We start from the raw sequence: 16,772 nt of genomic DNA, 5'->3' as shown, positions 1-16,772 counted from the left end.
CGTGTTTCACGTGAAACGGCCCTTCGGAATCCCCGAGGCCGCCGAGTTCCGCCAGCGCCATCGCCATGACCGAGACCGAGACCCTTTTCGCCCCCGCAAGCGGTTTCGGCCGTGCCGCCGTCTCGGTGATCCGGGTGAGCGGGCCGGCCGCCGGGCCGGCGCTTGTTGCCCTGAGCGGTCCTCTGCCCCCGCCCCGCCGGCTGTCCCTGCGAACCCTGCGGGATCCCACAGACGGCATGGAACTCGACCGAGCCCTGGTCGCGTGGTTCCCCGGTCCCGGCACCTATAGCGGCGAGGACATGGCCGAGCTCCACCTCCATGGCGGAACGGCGGTACGCATGGGGGTGCTCACCGCCCTGGCCCGGATGCCGGGGTGCCGGGCCGCCGGGCCGGGAGCCTTCACCCGCCGGGCGGTGCTCAACGGCCGGATGGACTTGGCCGAGGCCGAGGCGGTGGCCGACCTGATCGACGCCGAGACCGAGGGGCAGCGCCGCCAGGCCCTGCGTCAGCTCGACGGCGCGCTCAGCCGGCAGGTCGCGGCTTGGCGAGACGAGGCGATCGATTGCCTCGCGGCCGCGGAAGCCGCCCTCGATTTTTCCGATGAAGGTGATGTCGACGACGCCGGCCTCGACGCCGCCCTGTACAGCCGCGCCGCCGCCCTGCGCCAAGCCATCGCCACCGCGCTGCACGACGGCCGCCGGGGCGAGCGCCTGCGCGACGGCTTTTTCGTCGTGCTGGCCGGCGCACCCAATGCCGGAAAATCGACCTTGCTGAACGCGTTGAGCCGGCGCGACGTGGCAATCGTATCGGATGTCCCGGGCACCACGCGGGACGCCATCGAGGTGCGCCTCGACCTCGGCGGCCTTCCGGTCGTTCTGGTCGATACCGCGGGCCTGCGCGATACAGCCGAGCCGGTGGAGGCCGAAGGCATCCGCCGCAGCCGTGCCCGGATCGGGGCCGCGGATCTGGTTCTAGCCCTCGTCCCCCCGGATGGCGTGATGCCGGATCTCAGTGAGGCGAGGGTTCGGACACTCCCGGTCCACACAAAGGCCGATCTTTTTGCCGGCTCACCACAAGCAGTGCCGCCCGGCGCCTTCGCCGTCTCGGCACGGACTGGGGCCGGCATGGAAGCGCTTCTCGATGCGATCCAGGGCGAGCTGGAGGCCGGACTTGGTGCAGGCGACGCGCTGGTCACCCGCACCCGCCACCGGGCGGCGCTGGAGAGCTGCATCGGGCATCTCGACCGGTTGCTCGCCAGCGAGGGGACCCTGCCTGAACTCGCTGCCGAGGATTTGCGGCTCGCCGTCCGGTCCCTCGGCGAGGTCGGCGGCCATGTCGGCGTCGAGGATGTCCTGGACCGCCTGTTTTCGGGCTTCTGTATCGGAAAATAAGTTATATAGCCGGCATATCGATTGGCGAAGGCTGTCTTCGGAGCAGCTCACGATGCGTCTGGAAGGGTCGTTCCCGCCCGCGCCTTCATCCCAAGGCATCCGCGCATAGTGCAGGACCCGAAGGAGCGCCTCAAACGTCATCACGATCCGTGAAAGCGGTCGTCGAGGCTGGTTGCGCGTGCATCGCAGGATGCGGGAGCAGTCTGGACTTCTGGGTCTCGAACCGCGAGCGATCGACCTAGTGCGGGATCCGCAGGATCCGCGGGCGCCAGATCCCCAGGGCGACGTTGGCCGTCGCCACCGCCAGCAGCACCCACAGCGTGCCGCGCTCCCCCTCGAGCGAGCGGGCCAAGGCCGCGGGATCGACCAGACCAGCGAGCGCCCGGGCGCTCATCTCGGCCTCCCGCCGCATCGGCCCCTGCACGTAGACCAGGCCGCCCTCGAACATCAGGACGCCGGTGGCGAGCTTGATCCAGGCCCAGCCGGCATTGAGGTAGGCCCGGTTAATCGCCATCGCCAACAGGCCCGACAGCAGGGTCGCGGCCAGCGATGGCAGGAACACCCAAGTGGCGACGGCCCCCATGGCACCCCGGATGGCCGCGTAACCTGGCAGCGCGGCCGGTGTCGGGGCAAGGGCCAGCAGGACCACCAGGGCCGCCATCGCCCCCAGCACCCCGGCGGACCCCATCGTGTGCAGGAATTTCAGGACGCGTCGCACGACGTCTCGGCCCTCACCGCTCAGGCCGAGCATAGCGCCGGAAATCCGGCGCGGGAGCGGCCCGAAGGTCGCGGCCGGGTGTCCCTCAGCTGCGCAGGCCCGGTGCCTCCTGGCCGGTGCGGGCCACGTATTCGGTGTAGCCGCCGCCATATTGGTGGATGCCCTCGGGGGTCACCTCCAGCACCCGGTTCGACAGGGCCCCCAGGAAGTGGCGATCGTGGGAGACGAACAGCATCGTGCCCTCGTAGGCGCCGAGCGCCGCGATCAGCATTTCCTTGGTGCCCATGTCGAGGTGGTTGGTCGGCTCGTCGAGCACGAGGAAGTTCGGCGGGTCGTAGAGCATCAGCGCCATGACCAGACGGGCCTTCTCGCCCCCCGAGAGCACCCGGCAGCGCTTCTCGACATCGTCACCCGAGAAGCCGAAGCAGCCGGCAAGCGCCCGCAGCGAGCCCTGGCCCGCTTGCGGGAAGGCGTCCTCCAAGGTCTGGAACACGGTGCGGTCGCCGTCGAGCAGGTCCATGGCGTGCTGGGCGAAGTAGCCGAGCTTGACGCTGCCGCCGACCGTGACCGAGCCGTCATCCGGCTCGGTGGTGCCGGTGACGAGCTTCAAGAGCGTCGACTTGCCGGCGCCGTTGATCCCCATCACGCACCAGCGCTCGCGGCGCCGAACCGAGAAGTCGAGGCCCTCATAGATCGTGCGGCTGCCGTAGCGCTTGTGCACGCCCTTGAGCATCACGACGTCGTCGCCCGAGCGCGGCGCCGGCTGGAACTCGAAGGCCACGGATTGCCGGCGCCGGGGCGGCTCGACGCGCTCGATCTTGTCGAGCTTCTTCACCCGGCTCTGGACCTGGGCGGCGTGGGAGGCCCGGGCCTTGAACCGCTCGATGAAGGCGATCTCCTTGGCGAGCATCGCCTGCTGGCGCTCGAACTGCGCCTGTTGCTGCGCCTCGTTCAGCTTCCGCTGCTCCTCGTAGAAGGCATAATCACCCGAGAAGGTGGTGAGAGCCCCGCCGTCGATCTCGATCACCTTGGTGACGATGCGGTTCATGAACTCGCGGTCATGCGAGGTCATCAGCAGGGCGCCGTCATAGGCCTTCAGGAACGATTCGAGCCAGATCAGGCTCTCCAGGTCCAAGTGGTTGGAGGGCTCGTCGAGCAGCATCACGTCCGGGCGCATCAGGAGGATGCGGGCCAGCGCCACGCGCATCTTCCAGCCGCCAGACAGGGCGCCGACGTCGCCCTCCATCATCTCCTGGCTGAAGCTGAGGCCGTCGAGCACCTCGCGGGCCCGGCCCTCCAGGGCGTAGCCGTCGAGCTCCTCGAACCGAGCCTGGACCTCGCCGTAGCGCTCCACCAGGGCGTCCATCTCGTCGGCGCGGTCCGGGTCGGCGAGCGCGGCGCCGAGCTCGGCGAGCTCGGCCGCCACGGCGCTCACCGGCCCGGCGCCGTCCATCACCTCGGTGACCACGCTGCGGCCGGACATCTCGCCGACATCCTGGCTGAAATACCCGATGGTGATGCCCCGGTCGGCGGAAACCTGGCCCTCGTCGGGCTGCTCCTGGCCGATGATCATCCGGAACAGGGTGGTCTTGCCGGCCCCGTTGGGACCCACGAGTCCGATCTTCTCGCCCCGCTGCAGGGCGGCCGAAGCCTCGATGAAGACGAGCTGCCGCCCGTTCTGCTTGGTGATTTTGTCCAGGCGTATCATGAAGGGCGGTTGCCGTGTCCGGGGAAGGTCGCTCCGGGCCGCTTACGGCATGGATCGAGACGGCGCAAAGACGGAGCTGGAATCACGGGCGTCCGGATGCCTCACACGACGTCGGTCGCGGACCGGGAGCCAAGCGCCGGCTGGGCCGTTGCCCCGCGCTATGCCTTCGGTTGGGCATCATCGTCTTCTAGACGCCGGCGAAGACCTTTCGGGCCGATGCCCCTGAGACGAGGACCACGATGCTGTTCGGTTGGTGGAAGACGAGCCTCGACATGGCCATGCTGGGCCTCGAGGCGCAGGGGGTGATCGCCCAGCGCATGGCGATGTTCGCGGTGGGCGGCCCGGCCGCGCAGATCGAGGCGCAGCGCATGGTGACCGAGAAGATCATGGCGGCCAGCGAAGCGGCCCTGATGGTCGCCTCCGGCGCCTCGAACAGCAAGGTGATCCGCAGCTACCGCCGGAAGGTCCAGGCCAACGCGAAGCGGCTGAGCAAGGGCTAATATGTCCTGCGTCGGAGGTGTGCCGATCGGGCCGCACTCAGGATAGGAGCTGCGCGGCTTCCCCTTGCCGAGACAGCAGCGCCACAGCCTTCCGGTCGAAGGAAACGAAGGTCTCGCCGCCGAGCCATCGGCCTTCATACGCTATGACGCCGTCGGCGAAGTCGCCGCCGGCTTCGAGCATCGTGAGCCCGGCTTCCACGGCGGGCCGGTTCATGGCGACGTTCCCGGTGTCGAGCAGCGCGCGAATCGCGGCTGCGATATCCGCTGTCGCGAGCTTGGCCCCGCGCCGGAGGATCCAGACCAGCTCGCACAGGCACGGCAGCGGGACCGCGATCGCGGTCGCGTCCTTGAGCAGCTTTCGCGCCGTGCGACCTTGCGCGGGATCGTCTGCCAGGATCGCGCGCACCAGCACGTTGGTGTCGACGGAAATCTTCACTCGTCGTCCCGAACGCCGGCCCAGCCCGCGTCGGTGATGGCGTTCATCGCCTCGATCGTCAGCGGTTCCTCCAGCGTCACTTTTCCGTCGAGGACGTGGAGAAAGGCGTCGATGGTGCCGATCGGCCGTGCCGCCCGCACCCGCAACTCGCCGGCAGGCAATTTCTCGAAATCGATCCGCTCCCCGGGCTTGACGCCGAGATGCTGCAGCAAGTCGCGCTTGAGCGTGACCTGCCCCTTCACCGTTACCGCGAGGGACGCCATCGCGATCTCCATAGGTCGGATTGGATAGGATCGGAATGCGAAACTACATTCCTGTCAAGCCGGAGGCCAATTGGTCATGATGCCGTGGGGTAGGAACCGATGGGCTCGCTTCAGCTACCGCGGGAGGTCCAGGCCAACGCCAAGCGGCTGAGCAAGGGCTGACGCGGGATCGAGGCGGATTTTACATACGGGGCTTGCCGCCAAGCGTTCGAAGCACAACGCTTCCCCTCCCCCGCAGAGGGGGGGAGGGAGCGCGCGCATCTCTCCCCGGACAAAGCGTCCTTCAGAACCAGGGAGGTGGCTCGAACAGCCGGCTCAGTTGTTTGCCGTCCGGAACGTGTCGCAGGCCTTGGTCTGGCCGCTCTTGTAGCCGGCGGTGAACCAGCGCTGGCGCTGGGCCGACGAGCCGTGGGTGAAGGAATCGGGCACCACGTAGCCCTGCGAGCGCTTCTGGAGTGAATCGTCGCCGATCTGGGCGGCGGCGTTCAGGGCCTCGTCGATGTCACCCTGCTCCAGCTCGGCGTATTTGTCGTTGGAGTTCTTGGCCCAGACGCCGGCGAGGCAATCGGCCATCAGCTCGATCCGCACCGACAGGGCGTTCGCCTCGGTCTTGCTGGAGGCCTGCTGCTGGCGGGCCTGGACCTTGCCGAGAATGCCGAGCACGTCCTGGACGTGATGGCCGACCTCGTGGGCGATGACGTAGGCGTAGGCGAAGTCACCCTTCACGCCGAACTTGGTCGCCATCTCCTTGAAGAAGCCGGTGTCGAGATAGACCTTCTTGTCCAGCGGGCAGTAGAACGGCCCCATGGCAGCCTGGGCCGAGCCGCAGCCCGAGCGGGTGCCGCCGGTATAGAGCACCAGGGTGGTCGGAGTGTATTGCTTGCCGGTCTGCTGGGGCAGGATCTGGCTCCACACATCCTCGGTGTTGCCCAGGATTTTCGAGGCGAACCGGCCGCTCTCGTCCGTCGGCGCCTGGCGCCGCTTGGACTGGGTCTGCGGGTCGGCCTGCTGCTCCTGCTGGCCGCCGCGGCCGATCTGCTGGGCGCCGCCGATCAGGATCGCGGGGTTGATGCCGGTGAAGTAGCCAATGATCATCAGCACCACGATGGTGCCGATCCCGAGGCCGCCCGCGCCGCCGCCCGGGAAGCCCATGCCACCGCCGCCACCCTCTCCGCGGCGATCCTCGACGTTGTCGGAGCTGCGTAGATCGTCCCAGCGCATGGTCCCGTCCTGATGCCGCGCAGGAGGGCGCGGTCCTAACTCTGCATCGCCCGTGTCCGAAAGCCGCAGACAGCGTTCGGGACGAAGCTCTAATGACGGGAGGGAACGCCCGGTTCCGCGCCTACCGTCAAGCTTTCCCGTCCAGGAGCCCGCGCAGGGCGCGGAAATCGCGCCAGGCCAAGCGCTTCTGGACCGGTTGGCGCAGCAGGAAAGCCGGGTGGAGCGTGGCGAGCAGCTTCGCCTCGCGGGTCGGCAGCTTGTATGGGAACAGCCGGCCGCGGGTCCGCAGAATGCCGTCCTTCGTGCCTGTCAGGGTTTGGGTCGCCGGGGCGCCGAGGCAGACGATCACCTCCGGGTCCACCAGCTCGATCTGGCGCTCGACGAAGGGCCGGCACACCGCCACCTCCTGGGGGGTCGGGTTGCGGTTGCCCGGGGGCCGCCAGGGGACGATGTTGCCGATATAGGCGCTGGTCCGGTCGAGGCCGATCGCCGCCATCATCTTGTCGAGGAGCTGGCCCGAGCGGCCCATGAACGGCTTGCCGATCCGGTCCTCGTCCGCGCCCGGCGCCTCGCCGAGAAACATCACCCGAGCCTCGGGATTGCCGTCGGCGAAGACCAGGTTCTTGGCGGTGAAGCGCAGCGGGCAAGCGTCGAAATCCGCCAGGATCTTTTCCAGCTCGTCGAGGCTCTTGGCCTCACGAGCCCGGGCCCGGGCATCGCTCGCCGCCTCGTCCGGCTGGGCGCTTGCCGCCCGCCCGAAGGTGCTGGGCGGGGCTGCCGGCGGCGGTGAGCCCGGGGGCGGTACGAGCGAATGGGACTGCACAGGAACGGACCGGGCCGCCGCGGCCGGGCGCCGGGGCGCCCGCAGGGTCGGCGTCGGCGTGTCGGCCTCGCCGAAGCGGTCATGCGGCTGCTCGTCCAGGATCGCGTCGGCGCCGGCCTCCACGTGGAAATCGAGATAGGCGATGAGGTCGGCTTGCGCGTCGTTGGGGCTCGGCATGCTGACTAGCATGTGGGGCGCTCGATGCCTGTGGACAACTCTTGAAACCCGCTCGACGCCAAGGACTTGCGTGACCGAACCGCGCGGCCCCGGACGCCGGTCCGTGCCCGTTGGTTACCACTGAGTCGCCCCGAGCCCGTCCGCATTCCCCACCCATGCGGCATAGGGGAGCTTTCGCTCAAGTCCGGGCTCCGGCAGCTTGCCTTTCCAGCTTGGAATCGCTTGAGACGGCAGCACGCAATGCCGATCCGGCAACGGATCGGGCCAATCGACAAGAAAACAGGAGGCTCGACGATGGCGCTGCCCGAACGCGAAAGCATGGATTTCGACGTGGTCGTGGTCGGCGCCGGCCCGGCCGGGCTCGCCACCGCGATCCGCCTGAAGCAGCGCGCCGCCGAGATCGGCGAGGACATCTCCGTCGTCGTGGTCGAGAAGGGCTCCGAGGTCGGCGCCCATATCCTGTCGGGGGCGGTGATCGATCCGAACGGTCTCGACCTGCTGGTGCCGGACTGGCGCACCGATCCGGAGCGCCCGCTGAAGACCGAGGTCCGGCGCGACGAGTTCATGATGCTCACCAAGAACAGCGGCGTCACCCTGCCGAACGTGTTCTTCCCCAAGCTCATGTCGAACCACGGCAATTTCGTCGGCTCGCTGTCGAACGTCTGCAAGTATCTCGGCGTCCAGGCCGAGGCGCTCGGGGTGGAGATCTATCCGGGCTTCCCGGCCTCCGAGGTGCTGTTCGACGAGTCCGGCGCGGTGGCGGGCATCGCCACGGGCGATCTCGGGATCGGCAAGTCGGGCGAGCCGCGCGACGACTATACCCGCGGGATGGAGCTGCGCGGCAAGTACACGGTGTTCGGCGAGGGCGCCCGGGGCAACCTGACCAAGGGCCTGGTCCAGCGCTTTGCCCTCAACCGGCACAGCGACCATCAGAAATACGGGCTCGGCGTGAAGGAACTCTGGCAACTGCCGGATTCCACCTTCGAGCCGGGGCTGGTGCGCCACACGATGGGCTGGCCCCTGCCCAACAAGGCCGGCGGCGGCTCCTGGCTGTACCACTTCGACGACAACCTGCTGTCGGTCGGCTTCGTCACGCACCTGAACTACGAGAACCCGACCCTGTCGCCGTTCGAGGAGTTCCAGCGCTTCAAGACCCATCCGATGATTGCCGAGACCTTCGCGGGCGCCAAGCGCATCGGCTACGGTGCCCGGGCGATCATGGAGGGCGGCTGGCAATCGGTGCCTAAGCTCGTCTTCCCCGGCGGCTGCCTGGTCGGCTGCTCGGCAGGCTTCGTCAACGTGCCGCGGATCAAGGGCTCGCACAACGCGGTCCTGTCCGGGATCCAGGCGGCGGACGCCATCGCGGACGCCCTGAAGGCTGGCCGCGCCGGCGACGAGCTCACCGCCTACGAGGCCGGCTGGCGCGACAGCCCGATCGGGCAGGACCTCAAGGCCGTGCGCAACGTCAAGCCGCTCTGGTCGCGCTACGGCACCCTGGTGGGCGTCGGGCTCGGCGGCATCGATATGTGGACCACCAGCCTGCTCGGCACCTCGCTGTTCGGCACGCTCAAGCACGGCAAGCCGGACCATGCCTGCCTCAAGCCGCTCTCGGAGGTGACGCCGATCACCTACCCCAAGCCCGACGGCAAGCTGACCTTCGACCGGCTCTCCTCGGTCTACCTGTCGAACACCAACCACGAGGAGGACCAGCCGCCCCACCTGAAGGTCCGGGACATGGAGCTGCAGAAGCACTCCGAGCACGACGTCTACGGCGGCCCCTCGTCCCGCTACTGCCCGGCCGGCGTCTACGAATGGGTGGAGGACGCATCCGCCAGCGACGGCGTGCGCTACCAGATCAACGCGCAGAACTGCGTTCACTGCAAGACCTGCGATATCAAGGACCCGAACCAGAACATCGACTGGGTGACGCCGGAGGGCCCGGGCGGGCCGAACTATCCGAATATGTGAGGGCCCCTCGGGTAAAGCGCCGAGACACGCCGTCTCTGTGCGCATGGCGAGGCGGCCCAGCAACGGCACGTTCCAAGGCGTGGCCTGTACCTGGGTCGCTTCGTCACGCTCGCGATGACGGCGATACCGGCGGAGCAATTCCCCGCATCGGCAGCTCCTGCTCAGTCTGACGAATTCGGTGCCGGATTGCCGGTATCTCAAGTCAGCGGGCAGAGGATTTGGGGCACCGCGCCCCGGCATCGTTCGGAAGAGAAGGCGCGTCGGGTGACGTGGCCTGACCCGAACCTTCGATCCGGCCCGCGCCATCCTTTCGCCTTGCGGGGCTGGCGGGATGAGTCCAGTGTCCCCAGCGATTTTCGGGGATGCCCCGCCATTCTCGCGCCCGGCCCTCGTAGGCCGGCGCCCAGGAGCCGCGACCGGTTCATGATGACAACACGCGCCCGTCGGAGCGTCTCGGCGCTCGCCCTGATGCTTGCCGCCGGTCTGCCCCAGACCGTTCTGGCCGCTCAGCCGCGCGAGTCGGCCCCGCTGCTCGAATACGAGCCCGCCGAATCCCTGGAAGGCAACTTCCTCTCCGCCTACATCGCGGGTGCCGCCCGGGACACGGCGGCGGCGGCGAGCTTCTACCGTGAGGCGGTCAAGGCCGATCCGCGCAATGCCGAGCTGGTCGAGCGCGCTTTTATCTCGCTGCTCGCCGACGGCGCCCTGCCGGACGCGTTCCGGGCCGCCGAGAAGCTGATCGCGCGCGATCCCACCAACGGGCTCGCCAACCTCTCCCTCGGGGTGCGCCAGATCAAGGCCGGCCAATGGGCCGCCGCCCGCCAGAACTTCTCCCGCAGCGGCCGGGGCGCGGCCACCGACCTGACCGCCACCCTGCTGACCGCTTGGTCCTATGCCGGCGCCGGCGACGGCAAGAAGGCGCTGGAGACGGTCAACAAGCTCCGGGGCGAGCGCTACTACAACACCTTCCGCGACTACCATGCCGGCCTGATCGCCTCGGTGATCGGCGACAATGCCGAGGCCGAGCGGCGCCTCAAGGCCGCCTACGAGGCCGACCGCAACACCCTGCGGATCGTCGACGCCTATGCCCGGCTCGAGGCCAGCCTCGGCCGCACCGACCTGGCGATCCAGGCCTATTCCGACTTCGACCAGCTCTCGCCCCGGCACCCGCTGGTGCGCGACGCCCTGGACAAGCTCAAGGACGGCAAGCCGCTGACCCGGCTGATCGGCACCGCCCAGGAGGGCGCCGCCGAGGTGCTGTACGGGCTGGGCTCGGCGGGCTCCACGCAGGGCGACGAGCTGCCCGCGGTGATCTACCTGCGGCTGGCGCTCTACCTCGCCCCCGATCACGCGCTGGCCCGGCTGACGCTCGCCGACACGCTGGACCGGATGAAGCAGACCGAGCGGGCCAACGAGGCCTACGCGCAGATCCCCGCGACCTCGCCGCTCAAGCTCAACGCCGACATCCAGATCGGCCTCAACCTGGAGCAGATGGGCAAGGGCGACGAGGCGCTGGCCCATCTCGACGCGGCCATGAAGGCCCACCCGGACGACATCGACGTGATCACCGCGCTGGGCAACGTCCAGCGGGCCCGCAAGAAGTACGAAGAGGCGGCCGCCACCTATACCCGCGCCATCGACCTGATCGGCGACCGGCCGCTGTCGAACTACTGGACGACCTTCTACTTCCGCGGCACCGCCTACGAGCGCGCCAAGCAATGGCCCAAGGCCGAGGCCGACCTGAAGAAGGCCCTGTCGCTGGTGCCCGCGAGCCAGCCGGCCGCCAAGGCGCAGGTGATGAACTACCTCGGCTATTCCTGGGTCGATCAGAAGATCAACATCGACGAAGCGTTCAAGCTGCTGCAGCAGGCCGCCGATGCCAGCCCCCGGGACGGCATGATCGTCGACAGCCTCGGCTGGGCCTATTACCGCCTCGGCCGCTGGGACGATGCGGTGCGCGAGCTCGAGAAGGCGGTCGAGCTGAAGCCCGGCGACCCGACCATCAACGACCACCTCGGCGATGCCTACTGGCGGTCGGGCCGGCGCCTCGAGGGCAAGTTCCAGTGGCAGCACGCCAAGGATCTGAACCCCGAGCCGGACGACCTCGCGCAGATCAACGAGAAGCTCAAGGACGGCCTGCCCGACACCGACAAGCCCACCGCCACCGCCGAGACCACACCGGCCCCGGTCGCCGTGCCGCACAACGCCGAGAACCCGGAGCTGCCCAAGGGCGCGCCCCAGCCCCATGAGGCGCCGGGCGCCGCCGACAAGGCCAAGAAGTCGGGGGGCTGACGGCCCCCGCTGTGCGTTGATCCTCTCCGGACCGGCAAGACTAATTTGTCGGCCGGCTCATAAAAATCGACGCGCTTTTCCGGCCGGTTTGACGCACAGTGCCGCTGCTGCTCGTCGGGCGGCTTCGCCGTGCGTCTGCGCCCGTGCGAGACCGGCGCAGCAGGACATCGCGAGGCAAGATCCCCGTACGATAACAGTCGGCGGGTGGGCGGGCGCTGTGCCCGCAGAGCCAGGGAGGAACGCCCATGCCCTCAGATATCGAGATCGCCCGCGCCGCGACCCTCAGGCCGATCGCGCAGGTCGCCGAGAAGCTCGGCATCCCGGATGAAGCGCTCCACAATTACGGCAAGCACATCGCCAAGCTCGACCACGGCTACATCGCCGGGCTGGAGGGCAAGGCGCCTGGCAAGCTCGTGCTGGTGACGGCGATCTCCCCGACGCCCGCGGGCGAGGGCAAGACCACCACAACGGTGGGCCTCGGCGACGCGCTGAACCGCATCGGCAAGAAGACCATGATCTGCCTGCGCGAGCCGTCGCTCGGCCCCTGCTTCGGCATGAAGGGCGGGGCGGCCGGCGGCGGCAAGGCCCAGGTCGTGCCGATGGAGCAGATCAACCTGCACTTCACCGGCGACTTCCACGCCATCACGTCGGCCCACAGCCTCGCGGCGGCGCTGATCGACAACCACGTCTACTGGGCCAACGAGCTCAACATCGACGTGCGCCGCATCCACTGGCGCCGGGTCGTGGACATGAACGACCGGGCCCTGCGCCAGATCAACCAGTCGCTGGGCGGTGTCGCCAACGGCTTCCCCCGGGAGGACGGGTTCGACATCACGGTCGCCTCCGAGGTGATGGCGGTGTTCTGCCTCGCCAAGGATCTCGCCGACCTGGAGGAGCGCCTCGGCCGGATCGTCATCGCCGAGACCCGCGATCGCAAGCTCGTCACCCTCAAGGACGTGAAGGCCACCGGCGCCATGACGGTGCTGCTCAAGGACGCCCTGCAGCCGAACCTGGTGCAGACCCTTGAGGGCAACCCGGCCCTGATCCACGGCGGCCCGTTCGCCAACATCGCCCATGGCTGCAATTCGGTGATCGCCACCCGGGCGGGCCTGCGGCTCGCCGATTACACTGTGACCGAGGCCGGGTTCGGCGCCGATCTGGGTGCGGAAAAGTTCCTGGACATCAAGTGCCGGCAGGCCGGCCTGACCCCCTCGGCGGTCGTGGTGGTGGCCACGATCCGGGCGCTCAAGATGCATGGCGGCGTCGACAAGAAGAGCCTCGGATCCGAGAATATCGGCGCCCTGGAGAAGGGCTTCGCCAACCTCGCCCGGCACGTGACCAACCTGCGCGGCTTCGGCCTGCCCGTGGTGGTGGCGGTCAACCACTTCTACGCCGACACCGATGCCGAGCACACCCGGCTCAAGGAGCTGTGCCGCGAGCGCCTCGACGTCGAGGCGATCACCTGCCGCCACTGGGCCGAGGGCGGCGCCGGTGCCGAGGACCTGGCCCGGGCCGTGGTGCAACTCGCCGCCGCGGAGCCTGCGCCGATCCGCTACGCCTACGAGACCGAGGCGCCGCTTTCGGAGAAGATCCGGGCGATCGCCACCAAGCTGTACGGCGCCGCCGACATCCAGATCGAGAGCAAGGCTGCGGGCAAGCTCGCCACCTTCGAGAAGGACGGCTACGGCCACCTGCCGATCTGCATGGCCAAGACCCAGTACTCGTTCTCCACCGACCCGAGCCTGATGGGCGCCCCCGAGGGCCACGTGGTCGGGGTGCGCGACGTCCGGCTCTCGGCCGGTGCCGGCTTCGTGGTGGCGATCTGCGGGGAGATCATGACCATGCCGGGCCTGCCCCGGGTACCCGCGGCGGACACGATCCGGCTGGATGCGGATGGGCAGATCGACGGGCTGTTCTGAGCGGGAGCGCTCGGCTGCGCCTTTGCAGGCAAGGATGTTCACACATCGCTGCTGAATGAGGCCGACGGTCTGATGCACGCGCGTCTCCCTCCCCCGCAGAGGGGGGGAGGGAAGGCGCGCTTGGCGCCGCCCTTAGCCGTCTCGTCCGGTACGCGGTGGGAGTCCAATAGCCTTCGAGCTTCACCCCACCCCGAACAACTCCCGCGCCAGCCGCGAATGGTCCTCCCGCAGGCGAACCGCATCGACGCCCAGCGGCTGGCTGTCGATCACCCGCCATTGACCCGCCACCATCACCCGGTCGGCCCGGGTGGCGCCGCACAGGACCAGGGCGGCCAGCGGATCGTGGGCGCCGGAGAAGCGCAATTCGTCCAGGGTGAACAGGGCAAGGTCGGCCTCCCGGCCCGGCTCGATCCGGCCGATATCGGAGCGGCCCAGACAGGCGGCCGAGCCCTCGGTGGCCCAGCGGAGCGCATCGAGGTGGGTCACGGTCTCGGCGCCGTAGGTGAGCCGGTTCAGCATCAGCGCGTGGCGGACCCCCTCCATCAGGTTCGAGCTGTCGTTGGACGCTGAGCCGTCGACGCCGAGGCCCACGGGGGAGCCCGCCGCCTCCAGCTCACAGGTGCGGCAATGGCCGGACGCCAGGGTCATGTTCGAGGTCGGGCAATGGCACACGCCGACCCCGGCCTTGCCGAGCCGGGCGACCTCGGCATCGTTGAAATGGATGCCGTGGGCGAGCCAGACCCGGTCGCTCATCCAGCCGACCTCCTCCAGGTAATCCACCGGGCGGCAGCCGAACATCGACAGGCAGAACTGGTCCTCGTCCAGGGTCTCGCCGAGATGGGTGTGCAGGCGGCAGCCGTGCCGGGCGGCGAGGTCCGCGCTCTCACGCATCAGCCGCTTCGTCACCGCAAACGGCGAGCACGGCGCCAGCCCGACCTGAACTATCGCCCCGGGGGCGGGATCGTGGAACAGGTTCAGCACCCGCTCGCAATCGGACAGGATCGTGTCGTCGTCCTGGGTCAACGTCTCCGGGGGCAGGCCGCCCTCGCGATCGGACAGGCTCATCGAGCCGCGGGTGATGGCGGCGCGGATCCCGAGGTTTCTGGCCTCCTCGACCTGGATGTCGACCGACTGCTCCAGACCCTTCGGGAACAGGTAATGGTGGTCGCCTGCCGTGGTGCAGCCCGAGAGCAGCAGCTCGGTATAGGCCACCCGGGTGGCGAGCCGGAATGCTTCGGGGGTGATCCGCCCCCACACCGTGTAGAGCGCCTTCAGCCACGGAAACAGCGGCTTGTTGATCGCGATCGGGTGCGCCCGCGTCAGGGTCTGGAAGGCGTGGTGATGGGTGTTGATGAGCCCCGGGATGACCACGTGGCGCGACGCGTCGAAAGTCTCGTCCACCGGGGATGCCGGCCGCCCGCCCGCGGCGACGCGCTCGACGATCCGGCTGCCCTCCACCACGACGCCGCCCCCGGCCTCCTCCGCCAGAATGGCCAGCGGATCGCGGATCCAGAGGCGGCGGGCCCGTGCTTCGGCGTCGCTCATGCTGTTCCTTTCGGAGCCTCGAATCTGGTCCGGACCGGTATCGGACCCGGCGCGGCGGCCCGCAAGTCCAAGGTGGGTCGCACGCGGCTGTCTCGCGGGCGGATGTCCCCGGGCTTGACGCTCCCGGGCGGCGCTGAGACATGTCAGCGGGACTGACCTTCTTGCCACCCGGACGGTCCCCACGTGACGGTCTGCCCCCCGTGACCTCATCGGCACAGCGCGACGGCGCCGTCGCATCCGGGCTCTCTCCCGGTTCCGCATCTGCGTCCCGCGCGGCGGACCCGGCGCAGGCCCTCGGCAGCGACGACCTGATCGAGCTGCTGTTCTTCGCCTACCGGGATTTCGTCGGCGATCCCGACCGGATCCTGGCCGCCTATGGCTTCGGCCGGGCGCATCACCGGGTGCTGCACTTCGTCGACCGCTATCCGGGACTGACCATTGCGGAGCTGCTCGACATCCTGCGGATCACCAAGCAGAGCCTCAACCGGGTGCTGAAGGATCTGATCGGGCAGGGCTACGTCGCCCAGAAGACTGGCCCGAGCGACCGGCGCCAGAGGCTGCTGTTCTGCACCCCCGCCGGCGCGGAGCTGGCCGCCGACCTCACCCGGGTCCAGGCCCGCCGCCTGGCCCGGGCGCTCGCCGCGCCGGACGCGCTGGGCTCCCCGGAGGACTTTCTGATGGCGATGATCGAGCCGGAGGACCGGGCGGCGGTGCGGCGCCTGATGGCCCGGCGCGGCTCCGCCCGGGGTGGCGGCGCGTGACGCCCGCCCCCCGTGCCGAACTGCCCGACACGGCGCCGCACGTCCTCGTCGTCGACGACGACCGCCGCCTGCGCGAGCTGCTCGCCCGCTACCTGACCGACCAGGGATTTCGCGTCACCGTGGCGGCGAGCGCCGCCGAGGCCCGGGCCCGGGCCCAGAGCGTCGTGTTCGACGCGATGGTGCTCGACGTGATGATGCCCGGCGAGAACGGCTTCGACTATGCCCGCAGCGTCCGCGAGACCTCCCGGGTGCCGATCCTGATGCTCACCGCCCGGTCCAACCCCAACGACCGGGTGATGGGGCTTGAGATCGGGGCGGACGATTACCTGCCTAAGCCGTTCGAGCCCCGGGAGCTGACACTGCGGCTCAACAACATCATCAAGCGCGGCGTCCCTACGCGCGAGGCGGCGGCCGAGACGGTGACCTTCGGGCCGTTCGCGTTCCGCATCGATCGGGGTGAGCTGCGCCGGGACGACGTTCTGATCCGCATCACCGACCGCGAGCGCGAGATCCTGACGATCCTAGCTGCGGCCGGGGGCGCCAATGTCGAGCGCGAGCAGCTCGCCGGCCCCGGGGGCGCCGCGGCGGAGCGCACGGTGGACGTGCAGATCAACCGCCTGCGCCGCAAGACCGAGGTCGATCCGGCCAACCCGGTGTTCCTGCAGACCGTGCGCGGCGTCGGCTACCGGCTCGCCGTGGATTGAGCCCGGACCGTCACACCGGGCGCGGCTCGCCCGGCTTCAGCTTGAGTCCCTTGGACACCCGGGTCGAAAGGCTGCCCACGACCGCGACCACCGCCGGCTCTTCGGCCAGCGCACGGATCGCCTCGATGGCCGCCTCGGCATTGGGCTTCATCACGGCATAGACCAGAGGCGCGGATTTGGCCGGCCGACCGCGGCCGCCGGATCGCTCCGCGGTTACGGAAACCAGGAAGGTGGTGTAGCGGCTCCGCGTGCGTCCAGGCATGGCTCAGCATGTGGCATGTCGGCTAATTATCACCAATGCCGGCAGCCGCAGCCCAGCCCGGACACAGGTTCGTGAGACACGGCA

At 69.1% G+C, this 16,772-nt stretch carries 15 protein-coding genes; 7 read left to right on the top strand and 8 right to left on the bottom strand.

The window, feature by feature from the left end:
- The first annotated feature begins 65 nt into the window (after nt 1–65).
- On the top strand, nt 66–1,391 hold the full coding sequence (mnmE, locus tag MKK65_RS16865; RefSeq protein ID WP_243959115.1) for a tRNA uridine-5-carboxymethylaminomethyl(34) synthesis GTPase MnmE: 1,326 nt from the start codon (nt 66–68) through the stop codon (nt 1,389–1,391).
- Nucleotides 1,392–1,629: 238 nt separating this feature from the next.
- Here mnmE and MKK65_RS16860 read toward each other — a convergent pair whose 3' ends face one another.
- Both MKK65_RS16860 and MKK65_RS16855 read right to left on the bottom strand, forming a co-directional pair.
- Nucleotides 1,630–2,109 (bottom strand): hypothetical protein, encoded by a 480-nt coding sequence (locus MKK65_RS16860; RefSeq protein WP_058192418.1) that lies wholly within the window; start codon nt 2,107–2,109, stop codon nt 1,630–1,632.
- Between the two features lie 85 nt (nt 2,110–2,194).
- Complete coding sequence (locus MKK65_RS16855; protein ID WP_243959113.1) at nt 2,195–3,817, bottom strand: ABC-F family ATP-binding cassette domain-containing protein; 1,623 nt, start codon at nt 3,815–3,817, stop codon at nt 2,195–2,197.
- Nucleotides 3,818–4,056: 239 nt separating this feature from the next.
- On the opposite strand from MKK65_RS16855, the gene MKK65_RS16850 reads away from it, so the two are divergent.
- Entirely contained in the window at nt 4,057–4,317 is a 261-nt protein-coding gene (locus MKK65_RS16850; protein ID WP_058192404.1) for a hypothetical protein, read from the top strand.
- Nucleotides 4,318–4,354: 37 nt separating this feature from the next.
- Here MKK65_RS16850 and MKK65_RS16845 read toward each other — a convergent pair whose 3' ends face one another.
- The 4 genes from MKK65_RS16845 to MKK65_RS16830 form a co-directional block, all read right to left on the bottom strand.
- Nucleotides 4,355–4,753 carry a type II toxin-antitoxin system VapC family toxin gene (locus MKK65_RS16845; protein WP_243959111.1) on the bottom strand — a complete coding sequence of 133 codons (399 nt, stop codon included), beginning with the start codon at nt 4,751–4,753 and terminating at the stop codon, nt 4,355–4,357.
- A complete protein-coding gene (locus MKK65_RS16840; protein ID WP_243959109.1) occupies nt 4,750–5,016 on the bottom strand; it encodes an AbrB/MazE/SpoVT family DNA-binding domain-containing protein in 267 nt (88 codons plus the stop codon). The genes MKK65_RS16845 and MKK65_RS16840 overlap by 4 nt, the downstream gene beginning before the upstream one ends.
- Before the next feature lie 315 nt (nt 5,017–5,331).
- Nucleotides 5,332–6,237, bottom strand: a complete 906-nt coding sequence (locus tag MKK65_RS16835; protein ID WP_058192406.1) for a neutral zinc metallopeptidase — start codon at nt 6,235–6,237, stop codon at nt 5,332–5,334.
- Nucleotides 6,238–6,364: 127 nt separating this feature from the next.
- Nucleotides 6,365–7,249 (bottom strand): uracil-DNA glycosylase family protein, encoded by an 885-nt coding sequence (locus MKK65_RS16830; protein WP_243959107.1) that lies wholly within the window; start codon nt 7,247–7,249, stop codon nt 6,365–6,367.
- A 282-nt stretch (nt 7,250–7,531) separates the two neighbouring features.
- Here MKK65_RS16830 and MKK65_RS16825 point away from each other — a divergent pair, with 282 nt between their 5' ends.
- The 3 genes from MKK65_RS16825 (at nt 7,532) to MKK65_RS16815 (ending at nt 13,416) form a co-directional block, all read left to right on the top strand.
- Entirely contained in the window at nt 7,532–9,205 is a 1,674-nt protein-coding gene (locus MKK65_RS16825; protein WP_058192421.1) for an electron transfer flavoprotein-ubiquinone oxidoreductase, read from the top strand.
- A gap of 423 nt (nt 9,206–9,628) precedes the next feature.
- Nucleotides 9,629–11,497, top strand: coding sequence for a tetratricopeptide repeat protein (locus tag MKK65_RS16820; RefSeq protein ID WP_058192408.1), 1,869 nt, complete (start codon nt 9,629–9,631; stop codon nt 11,495–11,497).
- Nucleotides 11,498–11,742: 245 nt separating this feature from the next.
- Nucleotides 11,743–13,416, top strand: a complete 1,674-nt coding sequence (locus MKK65_RS16815) for a formate--tetrahydrofolate ligase (protein ID WP_243959105.1) — start codon at nt 11,743–11,745, stop codon at nt 13,414–13,416.
- A gap of 180 nt (nt 13,417–13,596) precedes the next feature.
- Here MKK65_RS16815 and MKK65_RS16810 read toward each other — a convergent pair whose 3' ends face one another.
- Nucleotides 13,597–14,961, bottom strand: a complete 1,365-nt coding sequence (locus tag MKK65_RS16810) for an 8-oxoguanine deaminase (protein WP_243959103.1) — start codon at nt 14,959–14,961, stop codon at nt 13,597–13,599.
- Between the two features lie 200 nt (nt 14,962–15,161).
- On the opposite strand from MKK65_RS16810, the gene MKK65_RS16805 reads away from it, so the two are divergent.
- Both MKK65_RS16805 and MKK65_RS16800 read left to right on the top strand, forming a co-directional pair.
- A complete protein-coding gene (locus tag MKK65_RS16805; protein ID WP_409565440.1) occupies nt 15,162–15,722 on the top strand; it encodes a MarR family winged helix-turn-helix transcriptional regulator in 561 nt (186 codons plus the stop codon).
- A complete protein-coding gene (locus MKK65_RS16800; protein ID WP_058193178.1) occupies nt 15,719–16,426 on the top strand; it encodes a response regulator in 708 nt (235 codons plus the stop codon). Before MKK65_RS16805 ends, MKK65_RS16800 begins: the two co-directional genes overlap by 4 nt.
- A 10-nt stretch (nt 16,427–16,436) precedes the next feature.
- On the opposite strand, the gene MKK65_RS16795 is transcribed toward MKK65_RS16800, so the two are convergent.
- Complete coding sequence (locus tag MKK65_RS16795) at nt 16,437–16,688, bottom strand: hypothetical protein (RefSeq protein ID WP_243959102.1); 252 nt, start codon at nt 16,686–16,688, stop codon at nt 16,437–16,439.
- Between the last annotated feature and the right edge of the window lie 84 nt (nt 16,689–16,772).

The sequence above is a fragment of the Methylobacterium sp. J-001 genome, assembly GCF_022829565.1.
In the GTDB taxonomy this organism is placed as follows: domain Bacteria; phylum Pseudomonadota; class Alphaproteobacteria; order Rhizobiales; family Beijerinckiaceae; genus Methylobacterium.
This window is presented reverse-complemented; position numbering and strand designations above follow the sequence as displayed.

Excerpts from the sequence above, each read along its gene's own strand:
- mnmE (WP_243959115.1), top strand. The coding sequence starts at position 66 with ATGACCGAGACCGAGACCCTTTTCGCCCCCGCAAGCGGTTTCGGCCGT.
- MKK65_RS16855 (WP_243959113.1), bottom strand. The coding sequence starts at position 3,817 with ATGATACGCCTGGACAAAATCACCAAGCAGAACGGGCGGCAGCTCGTC.
- MKK65_RS16850 (WP_058192404.1), top strand. The coding sequence starts at position 4,057 with ATGCTGTTCGGTTGGTGGAAGACGAGCCTCGACATGGCCATGCTGGGC.
- MKK65_RS16840 (WP_243959109.1), bottom strand. The coding sequence starts at position 5,016 with ATGGCGTCCCTCGCGGTAACGGTGAAGGGGCAGGTCACGCTCAAGCGC.
- MKK65_RS16835 (WP_058192406.1), bottom strand. The coding sequence starts at position 6,237 with ATGCGCTGGGACGATCTACGCAGCTCCGACAACGTCGAGGATCGCCGC.
- MKK65_RS16830 (WP_243959107.1), bottom strand. The coding sequence starts at position 7,249 with ATGCTAGTCAGCATGCCGAGCCCCAACGACGCGCAAGCCGACCTCATC.
- MKK65_RS16825 (WP_058192421.1), top strand. The coding sequence starts at position 7,532 with ATGGCGCTGCCCGAACGCGAAAGCATGGATTTCGACGTGGTCGTGGTC.
- MKK65_RS16820 (WP_058192408.1), top strand. The coding sequence starts at position 9,629 with ATGATGACAACACGCGCCCGTCGGAGCGTCTCGGCGCTCGCCCTGATG.
- MKK65_RS16815 (WP_243959105.1), top strand. The coding sequence starts at position 11,743 with ATGCCCTCAGATATCGAGATCGCCCGCGCCGCGACCCTCAGGCCGATC.
- MKK65_RS16810 (WP_243959103.1), bottom strand. The coding sequence starts at position 14,961 with ATGAGCGACGCCGAAGCACGGGCCCGCCGCCTCTGGATCCGCGATCCG.
- MKK65_RS16795 (WP_243959102.1), bottom strand. The coding sequence starts at position 16,688 with ATGCCTGGACGCACGCGGAGCCGCTACACCACCTTCCTGGTTTCCGTA.